This is a genomic window from Brevibacillus sp. FSL K6-6036 (assembly GCF_037964015.1).
Lineage (GTDB): Bacteria > Bacillota > Bacilli > Brevibacillales > Brevibacillaceae > Brevibacillus > Brevibacillus borstelensis.
The window spans coordinates 3,477,062-3,490,437 of record NZ_CP150173.1; the positions used below are offsets into that span (position 1 = coordinate 3,477,062).

The following is a 13,376-nucleotide window of genomic DNA, read 5'->3' on the forward strand; positions in this document are numbered from 1 at the left end:
ACTCTCAAATCCCTGCTCTATCAAAACGGCTCTGCTCGGGTTATTGAAGCACAGTCTCGTTATTGGCCCAAGCCCCCCCAACCAATCCGTCTACGACGTCACATCCCGCTTGATAAACACAGCATAGGCAACGACGAGCGATGCCGCCCCCCATACTGTCAACACTGTCAGTGAGAACGGCAGGCTCATGCCTTTGATCGGAGGCAGCGTCCCTGCCAGGTAATCGGTCAACTGCAGGTTGACGACGAACAAGTATTTGGCGCTTTCCCATGAGGAGGCCATCTGGGTCAAAATCGCCCCGCTGATCAATGCGGCCATCATAATGCCCATACCTGCGGCCGCGCTGCGGACCAATACCGAAACCATAAAGGTGATCGTTCCCACTACTACCGAAACAAACCAGCCCAATCCGTATTGCATCAGCAGGTACTTCCATTGCGGCAGCGCAAAGACTCCGGCAGTCTCCAGCTCTCCTCCGGCAATTTCGAAGCCTGTCAGCACCGGCATGTCCCAGCCTGCATAGCCAAACACCACTCCTGAAATCAGCGCAGCCAGGATCAGGGTCATCAGCACTGTGAGCGAAGTGAACAGCAAAAGTGTCACATACTTGCTGGTCAGCACCTTCCAGCGTCTGACGGGCCTGGTAAGCAGCAGCTTGATTGTCCCCTCGCTGAATTCCGCCGATACGAGGTCGACGGCCAGCACTACGATGATCATCGGCAGAAACAGCGATATCGCCTGATCCATAAAGCCGCGGGCAAACGTCGGAGCCCCCGGAGCCATCGGATTAATGTCGTGATCCAGATAATACTGCTGCTGTTGCACGGTGATTTTCAGAAACTCGCGCCATTCCTCCGGCAATCGGCTGGAGGCAAGCCGGTTTTGCGTGTCGACGATTTTCTGTTGAAGCAGCGCTCTCCAGTCGCTTGTTCCCATCTGCTCTTGGGCAGTGAGAACGGATCTGTATTGGGCATAGGTAAAAATCGGGATCAGAATGGCCAGGATGAGCAGAATGACGAGAAAACGGCGACGGCGCAGTATCTTGATGGTCTCATTTTGCACCAGGTCCAGCATGCCCATGTTCTGCTCCCCCTTCTTCTGTCGTTAGCGCGAGGAACAGGTCCTCCAGCGTTACTGTTTTTGCGGCGATGCCCAGGACGGCGATGCCCTGCAGAACCAAAGTCCGATTGGCTTCTGCGATCCGCTCGGTGTCCATTTTGCACATGATCCGGCCTTCCTTGGATGCCACGGCTTCTTCGACGAAAGGAAGAGCACGCAAGATACGGCTGGCCGCCTCTGTCGTCTCTGGAGAAACGCTCCATTCCACCTGATCGCCAAACTGTTCCATCAAGTCTTTGACAAGTCCGACCGAAATGACTTTGCCCTTGCCTATGATCGCTACCCTGTCGCACATCATCTCGATTTCGCTGAGCAAATGGCTGGAAATGAAGACAGCCAGCCCTTCCTCTTCGGCAAGTCTGCGGATAAACTGGCGCAGCTCGCGAATTCCTGCGGGATCGAGGCCGTTGGTCGGCTCGTCCAGGATCAGCAGCTTCGGATTGTGAAGCAGGGCCTGAGCGATCCCGAGCCTCTGCCGCATCCCGAGCGAATACGTCTTTACCTTGTCGTCGATCGCTCTTTGCAAATCGACAAAACGGACAATCTCTTCAATCCGCTCACGCGAGATGCCGCCGCTCATTCTGGCAAAGTGCTCCAGGTTTTCCCGGCCTGTCATAAACTTGTAAAGCTCCGGATTTTCCACAATGCATCCCACTTGAGCGATTGCCTGGGGAAAATGCTTGTGCAGCGAGATGCCGCCAATGTGAATTTCTCCCGCATCTGCCGACGCAAGCCCGACCAGCATCCTGATAGTCGTGGTCTTGCCGGCACCGTTTGGCCCGAGAAAGCCAAATACTTCACCCGCATATACGTCAAAGGAAATGTCCTTGATGATCGGCTTTCCTCCCATTTTCTTGCGTAGCCCTTTGATTGACAATACCGTTTCCGTCAAATAGCTGCACCTCCTATCCTGTCACCTGCCCCTGCTTGGGCAAAAAAGGGTCTGTTGTGGTACACTCAAAATATACGTTTACTGTCACATTATACCATGCAACACGATTCAATACCGAAACGGGAGGTACCCATGCAAAGCTCCGGTAATTGGTTATGGCGCGTGTTTGGACTTCTCTCGCTGGCCTCGATGCTGCTGCTGGCGGCTGGTTTTGTGCTCGCTCTTGACCCGAGCCAGCTTGCTCCAGAAGGCCCAGTCGGCCCTGTAAAAGAGGCAAAGCCGCCTACTCTGGTCCCGGAAGAAGGAGTCCGGCAAATCGTCGGGCTCGGTGATTCGTTGACAAGAGGTGTCGGTGACGCCAACGGGCTTGGCTACATCGGACTTGTGCGGCAAGCTCTGGAAAAAAAGAGCGGCAACAAGATCACGCTGTCCAATCTGGCTATCAACGGGCAAGAATCGCCCTCCCTCGTAGCCCAGTTGTCTCAGAAGCAGGTGCAAAGCCAGCTGGCAGCCTCCGACCTCATCTTCTTTACCATTGGCGGGAACGATCTGTTCAAGCAGTCCGGAGAGCTGGAGGAACTCGATGAAAAAATATTGGCCGCAGCCACAAAACGGCTGACGGCCAACTTTGAAGAGATCATCAAGCAAATCAGAAAAGCAAACCCGGATGCAACGATTGTCTATGCGTCCCTGTACAACCCGTTTGGAGACACCGAAGCAGCAGCGGATACGATTCAGCCTGTCCTGGATTGGAACAGCGCAGCTTCCGATATTGCCGCTCGCTATCCCCGCGTGCTGGTCGTGCCGACCTATGACCTGTTCGTAAACAAGGAGCAAGCTTATTTGTATACGGATCATTTTCACCCGAACGCAGCGGGCTACAAGCGGATTGCCGACCGGATCCTGCAGGCGTTGGAATAACTTCGCTCCCCGCTCCCTTTAGGCCTGGACTCGCGCGACATCGAGCGCTTTCCCGCTCTGCTTCAAGTACGCGCGCTGTCCAGCCCACTGGAAGGCTGTACTGGTCAAGGAAAAAGCGGCGACGACACAGAATAAAGCGCTGCCTCCCAAAGTAGCCAGGAAAATGCCGCCCATCCACGGACCGATGAACTGCCCCAGATTGCTGAAGCTCTTGGCCCCGTAATACGTACCGCGCATATCCTCCGGGGCCATGCGGTCAATCAGCACGTCAGATGCGGTAAAGGTGAGGATTTCACCCAATGTAAAGACGACCATGGCGATGATGAACACGCTCCACGAACCGGCAAAAGCAAATCCTACATCCCCCAGCGCATAGGCCACGTTTCCGACCACGATACTGGTGAGCGGCGTCCGTTTTTCCGACCAGCGCATAAGCGGCATCTGCATCAGCACGACGACAATCGCGTTTACGCTCATCAGGATCGCAAACAGCTTCGTCCCGTCAACCACAGACATTTCCGCGTACTTTGCCAGGGTAGAGGACATCTGCGAGTAGCCGATCGCCCCGAAGACGCCAGCCACCATGTACAGGCGGAAGGCCTTGTCCTTGACCACGACTTCAAAAGCTCGCTGAAAGCTGACGGCTTCCTTCTTCTGCCCCTCGATCTTTTTGATCCCAAACACGTTCAGCATCATTTGCAAGCTGATTACGTACACCAGGTAAATGGCCGCCGTTACGAGAAACGGCAGTGCGGCGGAAGTCATGGCCAGCATCGCGCCCAGTATCGGCCCGACCGCGACCCCGACGTTGATCGCCGTATAGCGGAGTCCGAAGACGCGGAAGCGTTTTTCCGGCGGAGTGACATCCGCCATCAGCGCTTGGGAAACAGGCTCGTAAAAAGAACGGCAGAGCCCGCCGATAATATTGAGCAGCAGAAACAAAAGCGGGCTTTTCCCGAATGCAAAACCGACGAACACAAGCATCCATACATAAAGGGCACCGAGCATGACCCGGCGCCGTCCGAACTTGTCCGAAAGGGTTCCCCCGAAAAATCCTCCGATTGTTCCGGCAAGCGCACCGGCACCAATCGTCAGTCCAATCATCCCGAGGTCCATATCCGTATGGTTGGACAAAAACAGAAACAGAAAGGGCATGCTCATCGAGCTGGCCGCCCGTACAAATACCGTCCCGACCACCAATGACCAGACAATCGGGTGAAACTCACGAAACATTGCGCTGACCCTACTCATTTTTCTCTCTCCTCTAGGTGTTCTGCTCTTCTACCAATTCCGAACAGTTCCGTAAGTTTTTTTTTATTGTAGTGAGCGGCACTTGATTCGTCAATCAAGTTTGAAGCTTTTTGATTATGGAAAATTTCGATGAGGATGTTCGATTATTTGATAAGGTTGGAAAAACTCGGAGGCGGACAGATGAAAATGCAAGAAAGCCGGGGCTTCTCCCCGGCTCTGAATCGCAATGGCACGTCTTTATGCTTCCACTTTGATCTGACCGATCAATTCGTTCTGCTCATTCCACTTTACCGCATGATAGATGGCGTCGTGGTAGAAGGTAAACCACGCTCCATCCTTCAAGCCTTGTTTGACCCATTTTTCCTTGGCAAAAATGGAGTCCATCGGGTAATCGTCATAAGCCAGCACCCACAGAGAATTTTGATGTGCATGAGTCGGCATCAGATCAGCCATGTGCAGGGCAAGCTCGCCCCCGCTTTCCATTCTGACAATGCTGTGTCCCTGGCTGTGTCCCCCTGTATGGTGCATCGTGACACCCGGGATGACAGAAAGCTCGGAGCCGAAGGTCTGCACCTGCTGCTCGATCGGACGCCAGTTTTCTTCCCAGTATGTATTGCGGGAACGGATGTTGGGGTTTCTCATCTCCTCCCACTCCATCTCCTGTACGTAAATAACGGCCCTGGGGAAGGTGGAGGACAACTGGCCGCCGTCCTTGACCGATACCAGTCCATTGGCGTGATCATAGTGCATGTGGGTCATTAATACAATATCAATATCTTCCGGAGAGAGTCCAACCGCTTGCAGAGACTCGAGCACCTCTGATTCTTCCTGCAATCCGAAATTGCGCTTCTGCTTTTCGGTCAAACGATCTTTCCCGATTCCCGATTCGATCAGGATGCGCTTCCCGCCCGCTTGCAGGAGAATGGGATCAGCCCGGAGCGGTATCTGGTTCAGCTCGTTGTTTGGGTAACGCTTGCTCCACAGAGGCTTTGGCACCACTCCAAACATCGCACCGCCATCCAACTGTGTCAGGCCGCCTCGCAGCCAGGTCAGGGAAAACTCCCCCAGCTTCCATTCTGTCAACTTCATTTGCCTCATCTCCTGTCTGAAAATAGGGTCAGGATAGTGAAAAAGCACCCTGCCTGGGTGCCCTATTGTTTTACTGCTACGTTGACCGTACGAGTCGCGGGCGACATTTCCAGACAAATTTCACTGGAGATGGCCTGGACAGACAGATCCGAATCGCAGCGTCTATGACTGAGCACGAGTTGTGCGATTTTCTCGGTTTCGTGATAAATGCTGATCAACGTTTGCAGCGGATTGGCACTGCCGCCGGCAATCACCTTAAAACCCGGGGCTATTGTAAACGTCCATCCCTCCACTTTTACAACCCGCTCGGTAGAGTGCAAGAAATGACGTTTTCCCAATAAGATGCCATTTTGATTCATCAAGGCGAGAGCCCCCATTCAAATTGATTTGAACAGCACATTTTTATTTTGCAAAAAAACATGTACAAATGATAGTCTTTCGACAAAAGATCCTAAAAGCCGACAATATTCTATTATGGTGCGAATGGATTATATATTCCTGCCGATCGCCGCTCCCTCGTAAATGGCCCGTTTGGCATCCAGCTCTCCTGCCTCTCTGGCGCCGCCAATCAGATGGACCGGCAGCTTTTCCCGCAATGCTTCATACAGGCGATTGTTTGGCGTGTTTCCGGCCGCGATCACGACTGTATCTGCCGGCAGCAGCTTCTCTTCCCCCTGATGGACGATCCGCACGCCCTCCGGCATTATCTCGCGGTACTCCACCTCCGTCAGCATTTCCACTCCCTGCCTTTTCAAATTGGCGAGCACAGCCCAGCGGGTCGTTTTGCCCAGTCCTGTTCCCACATGCTTGCCACGCCTCAGTATCGAGATTCGTCTCGGACTTGTCTGCATCCGCTGCAGCTGCTTTGGCTCCACAATCCGATACTCCAGCAAATATTTCATTGTCTCGGAGGACAGCTGGGCGGATTCCGCCAAAAGATGGGACAAGTCGCAGGCGATTCCTCCTGCTCCGATGATCACGACCCTGCTCCCCACGCTTGCCTTCTTTTCAAAGATCTGCGCATAGCTGACTACATGAGGCAGATCGATGCCGGGAAGCTCCGGAATGCGAGGGATGACACCTGTAGCAATCACTACTTCATCGAACCCTTCTGCGATAAGCTGATCAGCGCTTGCCTCGACACCAAGCCTGACCTCTACACCCAGCAGGCGCAGCTTTGTTCGGTAATATCGCAATGTTTCGGCAAATTCGGATTTGCCTGGGACCTGAACCGCGTATGTCAGCTGCCCGCCGATCTGTGTCTGTCTTTCCAGAACGACGACCTGATGGCCGCGCTCGGCGAGAACTCGTGCCGCTTCCAAACCTGCCGGGCCCGCTCCCACAACAGCTACTTTTTTTCTCACAGGCGCACTCGCCAGCTTCCACTCCTCTTCCCTGCCAGCCATCGGGTTGACCAGACAGGACGCTGTCTTGCCTTCGAAGATGTGGTCCAGGCAAGCCTGGTTGCAGGCGATGCATGTATTGACTTCGTCAAATCTGCCCTCCATGCTTTTCTTCACGATATCCGGGTCGGCCAGCAGCGGTCTTGCCATCGAAACCATATCCGCATATTGGTCCTCCAGGATTGCGTCTGCCTGCCTGATATCGTTGATGCGATTGCTGGCGATAACCGGAATGTTGACGGCTTCCTTGACCTGTTTGGCGACCCAGACATAAGCGCCGCGCGGTACCATCATGGCGATCGTGGGGACTTTTGATTCGTGCCAGCCGATCCCGACGTTGAGCGCATCTGCTCCGGCAGCCTCGATCTGTCTGGCGAACTCGAGCGTCTCTTCCATCGTGGTGCTGTCGGGTATGAGGTCGAGACCGGACATGCGGAAAATGACCGGATAGCCCTCTCCGACTGCCCCTCTGACCCGTTTCATCACTTCGATGCCAAATCGCGACCTGCGCTCGAAGTCTCCTCCCCATTCGTCAGTGCGATGGTTCGTGACAGGAGAAAGAAATTGATTGATCAAATATCCTTCCGATCCCATGATCTCGACACCGTCAAACCCCGCCCGTTTGGCCCGAAGCGCTGCATCGGCAAACGCCTGAATCGTCCGTTCGATCTCTTCCGGACTCAGCTCGCGCGGCTTCGTCCGGTTGATCGGCGCTTGCAGGGGGGACGGGGCGACCGGTTCCAGGCCGGTCGTCTCTTTGTACGCATAGCGGCCCGCATGGAAAAGCTGCATCGCGATCTTGCCGCCTGCCGCATGTACGGCTTGCGTAAGATGGCCAAGCTGCTCGACATGATGGTCGGCATACGCATTGCAGTACGCTTCACCCATGCCGCCCTCAGGGAGAACTGCAACTCCGCCTGTTACGATCAGGCCCACTTTGCCTTTTGCTCGCTCGGCATAAAAAGCGGCCAGCCGCTGAACGCCCCCCTCCAGCCTTTCCAGGCCGACGTGCATCGATCCCATCATGACCCGATTGTCCAGCGTCAACTGCCCGATCTGAATCGGTTCAAATACCCGTCTGATCGCCATATCAGCTCACTCCTCACCATCCGAATGAATGCTCATTCATTTCTTTGCGTAATACAATTCTCCACGCTCCTTTCATTTTCCTTCTCTTCATTCTGTCCGACCTCCCCCTACAGCCCCAGCAATTTTCCCAAATCGCTGGCCGCTTGCTTGATAATCTTCTCGGTCCCCTCTTCATCGGAGCATTCCACGACGAAATGATAGTCGAGGATAAAGGTGGCTTCTGCCAACTGGCCAGGGGCCAGGAATCGCTTTTTCTCCGATAGGGACACCTCTGCTACAATCTCTCTCGCCTGCTCCCACAAGCGTTCACCCTGCTCCGAAAGGTCAAGGCCCGGGTATTCCAGCTCGATCTCCACTTCACAGCTTTTTCCCGGCTCCAGCTCGTAGAGAAAAACAGACGCAGCCGGCTGCTCCCCTTCGGCTGGAGCAATGATCAGCTTTACTTCCTTGGTTTCTTCGTCTTCCAGCAAGGAATGCTCCGAACGCAAAATCACATCATGGATCATACCGTTCTCCGGCATGTTTTGGTCCCATAGTTCAATCAGTCTTTGCAGCATTTTGTCTACTCCTTCTGTTGCACACTTACGTTCCTATCCGAAGTATACCACGCCGGGGGGATCAACGAAAAACCCCTTCATGGCGAAGGGGTGGGTGTATTGTTCAAGTCCTTGTTATTGACGAATTCCGAGAGCCAGGCACGCCTTACTTCCTTGTTGGGGCAAAAAGCGAGCACGTAGCTTTCGCCGCGCATGTATTTTTCCTTGATCCAGTCCTTATGTTTGCGAAAGAACGCCTGTTGGAAGTCGATGGGCATCTGTTGGTATTCTTCAAGGGCTGAGGGGTTCTGGAGAAAAAAATCTTCATCATATATGATTTCTTCGTTTTGTTGGCGGCTGATCAGGTACACGAACGCGATCACCAGAAACAGGTTGACCAGAAAAATTGTCATCCAAATCCCTCCCTGTCCGTTTCATTTATCAGATTTATCTGTCTTCTCAGCATATTATTATTTTACCATGCTTTTGGTGTTTTTAAACCACTTTGCAATGATTTATCCAAAAAGTTTTTTTATGAATCTTTTTCCAAATACGGCATCGACGAAAAAAGAACACCCGACATCTCGGGTGTTCCTCTGTCATTTTGTTATGGATCAGGAGGTCGTTTTCTCGCCTTCCCCTGCTGGTGGTGGAGTCATTTCCTGACTTGGAGCAGGAGTGGGCGTTGGTTGAACAATATCCGGCGGCGGCGTCGATCCGTTGCCTGGCGTCGCACCCGATCCTGGAGTGGTGGCGTCCGGTGTCGGAGTCGTCTGCCCGCTCTGCTGGTTGTCGTCAGGCGCCATAATGTCAGGCGGCGGCGCGACTGTTTCATCCGCCTCTGCGGTGTCAGGCTGCGTTTCTTTCGGCTTGCTGGCTGCCTGCTCCTTCTTTGGCTTCGCCGGTTGCGATGAAGCGGCCGACTCGCTCGTTTTCTTTGTCGTGCGAGGCTTGCTGCTGGCATAAGAATCGTCCCCGGCCGCAAGAATTGGAGAGTCGTTCAATTTCGCAACGATGCTTTCCGTCTGCCCCATCTCCGTTTGCAGCGCGGCACGTATCGAATTCAGGTTCTCCTTTGGCAGGAACGTGTAGCTTCCTTGCCAGTAGGCGCCGTTGTCCAGAGTCGTCACGGAAGCGGAATTCAAGCCTTTGAAATCATAAGCCAGCCCTTTGATCTGCTCCTTGGACAAGTCGGTATGTATGTGCTTGGCTCCGACATCCATGATGCTGAAAATTTTGGTCAAGCCTTCCAGCGAGCCTACCTTGTTGATCACTGCGGCGATGACTTCCTGCTGGCGGCGGTTGCGGTCAAAGTCGCTGGAATAGTACTTCGTTCCCCGGTTGTCGTGGCGGTGGCGGACATAGCCAAGGGCCTGTTCGCCGTTCAACACTTGAACGCCCGGGTTCAGGTTGATATGCGTGTTATCGGTCGGATCGTCGTAGACCAGCTTGCGGTCCACGTTGACCTCCACTCCGCCCAGTTCGTCAATAACGGCTTTAAAGCCGTCAAAATCGACTGCTACGTAGTGATCAATCGGGATGCCCAAAAGCTCGGTCAACGTTTTTTTGGTCAACGAAATCCCGTCTTCAGTCGGTATTTGTTTCTTTCGTTCGGCTTGACGGCGCTCAGCCTCGCCGTTGGCAAAGACCGAATTGATCTTGTGGTAATCGCGGTATCCTGGAATCTTTACACGTGTATCGCGCGGCAGAGAAACCATTGTCACCTTTTTGGTGGTCGGATTGGCAACCGCTACAATCATCACGTCCGTATTCATCGAGCCTGTTTCAGGCCGGCTATCGCTCCCCAGAATTACGAGAGAAAGAGGTTTATCATTATGGTATGTAGGATCAATATTTACAGAAGCAGGCGACACATAGCCGTCCTGCGGCGAGGTCACCGTATCGAGGGCGTTGTCAATTTTCAAGTAGATCGCCCCGGCAACTCCCCCTATCAGGAGCAAGCAAAAAACAGTAAAGAACATCAACCATTTGCGCAGATTGCGGCGGCGGACTGGTTTCTTCGTCTTATGAGCAACAGTACGCGTTTTTCCGACTGTATCCGGCATGTGCATCAATCTCCTTGTCAGCGAAAACGCTTGGTATTGTATGGAAATGTTTCTGAAAATAAGAAAAGTGCTTTTCGACAATAAGCACTAAGTTTTTCTTCCATTGGTAAAATACTGACTAAGGTATTGTAGCACATTCATGTCCGCTTTTGTAGAAAAATGTTCCGATCATGCGAAACTCCCCCATCTGTGTCGATGAGGGAGCCCGCTTTTACTGTTTGCCGTGTGGCGCTTGACTGAAGCCCTGTACGGGGCCCTCAGGCTCTTTTTGTGTAGAACGGTGAGCGTCTCCGCCATGGCGCGTGTGACTTTCCTGTTTGCCGTTTAGATCATTCGACTTCTTTTCCATGCTACCCCTCCTTTTCGGCTAGGGAATAGTGTGTGCCGCTCTTCTGTTTCTCATCCTCCTATTTTTGCATGCTATATGCTGACCTTACAGTAATGACGTTCGGAAAAAACAGTGCTACAGTAAATAGCAAAAAAATACGGAGATGAAGGAAGATATGAGTGCCCAGACCGGCAGTTTGAATGCCAGCCCAGCGGCCAGCGCCGCTCCGACGGTTTATCGCATGTTGTTTGCCATTAGTCTCGTTCATCTGCTGAACGACAGTATCCAAGCCGTCATTCCCGCCTTGCTGCCGATTTTGGAGAGCAATTTGGCACTGACGTACACGCAGGTAGGCATTATTTTACTTGTAGTGAATCTTACTTCATCCGTGCTTCAGCCAGTCGTAGGCTATGTCTCCGACCGCAAGTCCCGCCCTTATATGCCTCCGATTGCGCTGTTGATTTCCGGGTTGGGCATGCTTGCCCTGGCCCTGGCCGACCAGTATTACGTGGTACTGTTGGCTGTCGCGTGCGTCGGTATCGGCTCTGCTGTCTTTCACCCGGAAGCGTCCCGGGTCGCGCATCATGCCTCCGGTCCCAGACGCGGGCTCGGCCAATCGATTTTTCAGGTGGGAGGAAACGCCGGCCAGGCTCTGGCCCCGCTGATGACCATCCTCATTTTTCAGCCGCTTGGCCAGCCAGGTGCGATGTGGTTCCTTGTTCCTGCGGCTGCAGCCAGCGCTGTCCTGGTTTACGTCGCGATCTGGTACCAGGGACAGCAGCGAGCGAGGAAAGCCGTGCAGGAGGCCGTAGCGTACAGCTTTAAACAAAAACGGATGATCGCTCTTGGCCTGCTCGTGCTCATCGTCAGTGTCCGTTCCTGGATGAACGCGGGCTATCAAAGCTTTTACCAGTTCTTTTTAATGGATGTCAAAGGGATGGAGTACGCCAGCGCACAGCTTTGCGTATTCGGATTTTTGCTCGCCGGAGCGATTGGAACCTTCATGGGAGGGCCGATCGCTGACCGCTTTGGAAAAAGAAACTTGCTCGTGCTCTCCACGCTCGGCTCGCTTCCATTGACCTTGCTCACGCCGTATGTATCCGGAATCTGGACGTATCCTGTCCTGTTCTTGAGCGGGCTTGTCATGCTCTCCAGCTTTTCCGTTACCGTCGTGTACGCACAGGAATTGCTGCCCGGCCGCATCGGCACCGTCTCCGGCCTGATTATCGGCCTTGCCTTTGGAATGGGCGGCATGGGAGCTCTCGTACTCGGCTACCTGGCTGACCTTCAGAGCATTTCCTTTGTCATCACGGTGTGCTCGCTCATGCCTTTGATCGGCGCACTTGGTCTTCTTTTGCCAAGCGACAAGGAAATTACGAGCTGGAACAAGACGGTATAAACGCAAGATTCCAGCGCAAACAATTTACGCAGACTTGCGTAAGCAAAAAACAACAACCCCGGGCTCGGATTGGTCAAGACCCCATTTAGTGGACAGTAAGAAAAAACCCGACCGTTAGACCGACAGCTGACGTCTGAATTCAACAGGCGTCAGCCTTTTTAATTTTCGTTGTGGTCGACTTTGGTTGTAGAATTGAATATATTCCTCAATTCGCCTTTGTGCCTCATCCACACTTCGGATATCATAAGGGTAGAGCCCTTCCGTTTTGAGATGCGAGAAGAAGCTCTCCATCGAGGCATTATCATAACAGTTGCCTCTCCGAGACATGCTGATTTGGGCGCCAACCTTCGGCAACATGTCGTGGTAAGCGTAGGACGTGTACTGGAATCCCTGATCGCTGTGAACGATCAGTCCAGTCACGTCTTTCGTCTTTTTAAAGGCTTTCTCAAAGGTCCGTAGGACCAACTGATTGTCGTTGCGAACTCCAATGTGGTAAGCCACAATCTCATTATTAAACAAATCCTTAATAGCAGACAGGTAGAGCCACGTATCCGCGACACGATACTGTGTGACATCGGTTACCCATTTTCGATTAGGTGCATCCGCTTTGAAATTCCGCTGCATCACATTCTCAGCGACTCGTCCACCTTCGGTTGAAGCATAGTGACCTCGATATTTGCGGCGTATTCGAGAACGGAGCTTCATTTCTTGCATCAGACGTAGTACCTTCTTATGGTTGACCCATACCCCGTGATCTCGTAAGAGAAACAGCTGGGTTTGTCGATACCCATATTTACCATCATACTTCTTATAAACTACTTTGATGAGGTCTTTCACGGGCTTGTCCCGGTCCGCTTGTTGCCGTTTCAAGTATGCATAGTATCCACTTCTTGAGACTCCAAACAGCTTGCAAAGTTCACTAGTCGTATACTCACCAGCTACTTGCTTGATCGCCTCATACTTATGGGCTGCACCTCCCGCATCCAGATTTTCAAACACTTTTTTAGCATCGAGTTCTCTCGTTTTAGCTTTTTAACATATCGATCTTGATCAACATATTCTTCACGTCTACCTCGTTGATCCATCAACCCAAATTCGCCTAACTGTTTATATTTTTTCATCCATACTTTAAGCCGGTGGCGGTCCGGAATCCCCAGATGCTCCATGATTCGACGGTATGTCCATCCTTCTTCGATATGCAGTCGTATGGCTTCCACCTTTAATTCGTGAGAATAACTTCTAAACGTTTGCCCCTTTTTCACCATAAAAAATGCACCCCTTAA

At 52.7% G+C, this 13,376-nt stretch carries 14 protein-coding genes; 2 read left to right on the plus strand and 12 right to left on the minus strand.

What is annotated here, in order from left to right:
* Positions 1–90: 90 nt before the first annotated feature.
* Entirely contained in the window at positions 91–1,074 is a 984-nt protein-coding gene (locus NST37_RS17490; RefSeq protein WP_003386669.1) for an ABC transporter permease, read from the minus strand.
* A complete protein-coding gene (locus NST37_RS17495; protein WP_227277895.1) occupies positions 1,052–1,969 on the minus strand; it encodes an ABC transporter ATP-binding protein in 918 nt (305 codons plus the stop codon). Before NST37_RS17495 ends, NST37_RS17490 begins: the two co-directional genes overlap by 23 nt.
* 174 nt (positions 1,970–2,143) lie before the next feature.
* On the opposite strand from NST37_RS17495, the gene NST37_RS17500 reads away from it, so the two are divergent.
* Positions 2,144–2,932 carry a GDSL-type esterase/lipase family protein gene (locus tag NST37_RS17500; protein ID WP_339185615.1) on the plus strand — a complete coding sequence of 263 codons (789 nt, stop codon included), beginning with the start codon at positions 2,144–2,146 and terminating at the stop codon, positions 2,930–2,932.
* An 18-nt stretch (positions 2,933–2,950) separates the two neighbouring features.
* Here NST37_RS17500 and NST37_RS17505 read toward each other — a convergent pair whose 3' ends face one another.
* The 8 genes from NST37_RS17505 to NST37_RS17540 all read right to left on the minus strand — a co-directional run bounded on the left by NST37_RS17505 (position 2,951) and on the right by NST37_RS17540 (position 10,715).
* Entirely contained in the window at positions 2,951–4,183 is a 1,233-nt protein-coding gene (locus NST37_RS17505) for an MFS transporter (RefSeq protein ID WP_339185616.1), read from the minus strand.
* Positions 4,184–4,420: 237 nt separating this feature from the next.
* Positions 4,421–5,272 carry an MBL fold metallo-hydrolase gene (locus NST37_RS17510; protein WP_339185617.1) on the minus strand — a complete coding sequence of 284 codons (852 nt, stop codon included), beginning with the start codon at positions 5,270–5,272 and terminating at the stop codon, positions 4,421–4,423.
* A gap of 62 nt (positions 5,273–5,334) precedes the next feature.
* Positions 5,335–5,631, minus strand: a complete 297-nt coding sequence (locus NST37_RS17515; protein ID WP_039070878.1) for a hypothetical protein — start codon at positions 5,629–5,631, stop codon at positions 5,335–5,337.
* Positions 5,632–5,760: 129 nt separating this feature from the next.
* The gene (locus tag NST37_RS17520) at positions 5,761–7,764 is read right to left on the minus strand and encodes an NADPH-dependent 2,4-dienoyl-CoA reductase (protein WP_031933471.1); all 2,004 of its coding nucleotides are present in this window, start codon (positions 7,762–7,764) and stop codon (positions 5,761–5,763) included.
* Between the two features lie 107 nt (positions 7,765–7,871).
* Positions 7,872–8,321, minus strand: coding sequence for a hypothetical protein (locus tag NST37_RS17525; RefSeq protein ID WP_003386678.1), 450 nt, complete (start codon positions 8,319–8,321; stop codon positions 7,872–7,874).
* A gap of 77 nt (positions 8,322–8,398) precedes the next feature.
* Complete coding sequence (locus NST37_RS17530; RefSeq protein WP_003386679.1) at positions 8,399–8,713, minus strand: hypothetical protein; 315 nt, start codon at positions 8,711–8,713, stop codon at positions 8,399–8,401.
* Between the two features lie 201 nt (positions 8,714–8,914).
* Positions 8,915–10,366, minus strand: coding sequence for an LCP family protein (locus NST37_RS17535; RefSeq protein WP_003386680.1), 1,452 nt, complete (start codon positions 10,364–10,366; stop codon positions 8,915–8,917).
* Positions 10,367–10,577: 211 nt separating this feature from the next.
* Positions 10,578–10,715, minus strand: a complete 138-nt coding sequence (locus NST37_RS17540; protein WP_003386681.1) for a hypothetical protein — start codon at positions 10,713–10,715, stop codon at positions 10,578–10,580.
* A gap of 154 nt (positions 10,716–10,869) precedes the next feature.
* Between NST37_RS17540 and NST37_RS17545 the strand changes: the two genes are divergently transcribed.
* Positions 10,870–12,093 carry an MFS transporter gene (locus NST37_RS17545; RefSeq protein WP_003386682.1) on the plus strand — a complete coding sequence of 408 codons (1,224 nt, stop codon included), beginning with the start codon at positions 10,870–10,872 and terminating at the stop codon, positions 12,091–12,093.
* 114 nt (positions 12,094–12,207) lie between these two features.
* Here NST37_RS17545 and NST37_RS17550 read toward each other — a convergent pair whose 3' ends face one another.
* Both NST37_RS17550 and NST37_RS17555 read right to left on the minus strand, forming a co-directional pair.
* Positions 12,208–13,092 carry an IS3 family transposase gene (locus NST37_RS17550; protein WP_155808033.1) on the minus strand — a complete coding sequence of 295 codons (885 nt, stop codon included), beginning with the start codon at positions 13,090–13,092 and terminating at the stop codon, positions 12,208–12,210.
* The gene (locus NST37_RS17555; protein ID WP_024985204.1) at positions 13,032–13,358 is read right to left on the minus strand and encodes a helix-turn-helix domain-containing protein; all 327 of its coding nucleotides are present in this window, start codon (positions 13,356–13,358) and stop codon (positions 13,032–13,034) included. Before NST37_RS17555 ends, NST37_RS17550 begins: the two co-directional genes overlap by 61 nt.
* Between the last annotated feature and the right edge of the window lie 18 nt (positions 13,359–13,376).

Excerpts from the sequence above, each read along its gene's own strand:
- NST37_RS17540 (WP_003386681.1), bottom strand. The coding sequence starts at position 10,715 with ATGGAAAAGAAGTCGAATGATCTAAACGGCAAACAGGAAAGTCACACG.
- NST37_RS17545 (WP_003386682.1), top strand. The coding sequence starts at position 10,870 with ATGAGTGCCCAGACCGGCAGTTTGAATGCCAGCCCAGCGGCCAGCGCC.
- NST37_RS17515 (WP_039070878.1), bottom strand. The coding sequence starts at position 5,631 with ATGAATCAAAATGGCATCTTATTGGGAAAACGTCATTTCTTGCACTCT.
- NST37_RS17520 (WP_031933471.1), bottom strand. The coding sequence starts at position 7,764 with ATGGCGATCAGACGGGTATTTGAACCGATTCAGATCGGGCAGTTGACG.
- NST37_RS17500 (WP_339185615.1), top strand. The coding sequence starts at position 2,144 with ATGCAAAGCTCCGGTAATTGGTTATGGCGCGTGTTTGGACTTCTCTCG.
- NST37_RS17525 (WP_003386678.1), bottom strand. The coding sequence starts at position 8,321 with ATGCTGCAAAGACTGATTGAACTATGGGACCAAAACATGCCGGAGAAC.
- NST37_RS17555 (WP_024985204.1), bottom strand. The coding sequence starts at position 13,358 with ATGGTGAAAAAGGGGCAAACGTTTAGAAGTTATTCTCACGAATTAAAG.
- NST37_RS17490 (WP_003386669.1), bottom strand. The coding sequence starts at position 1,074 with ATGCTGGACCTGGTGCAAAATGAGACCATCAAGATACTGCGCCGTCGC.
- NST37_RS17510 (WP_339185617.1), bottom strand. The coding sequence starts at position 5,272 with ATGAAGTTGACAGAATGGAAGCTGGGGGAGTTTTCCCTGACCTGGCTG.
- NST37_RS17495 (WP_227277895.1), bottom strand. The coding sequence starts at position 1,969 with ATGGGAGGAAAGCCGATCATCAAGGACATTTCCTTTGACGTATATGCG.
- NST37_RS17530 (WP_003386679.1), bottom strand. The coding sequence starts at position 8,713 with ATGACAATTTTTCTGGTCAACCTGTTTCTGGTGATCGCGTTCGTGTAC.
- NST37_RS17505 (WP_339185616.1), bottom strand. The coding sequence starts at position 4,183 with ATGAGTAGGGTCAGCGCAATGTTTCGTGAGTTTCACCCGATTGTCTGG.
- NST37_RS17535 (WP_003386680.1), bottom strand. The coding sequence starts at position 10,366 with ATGCCGGATACAGTCGGAAAAACGCGTACTGTTGCTCATAAGACGAAG.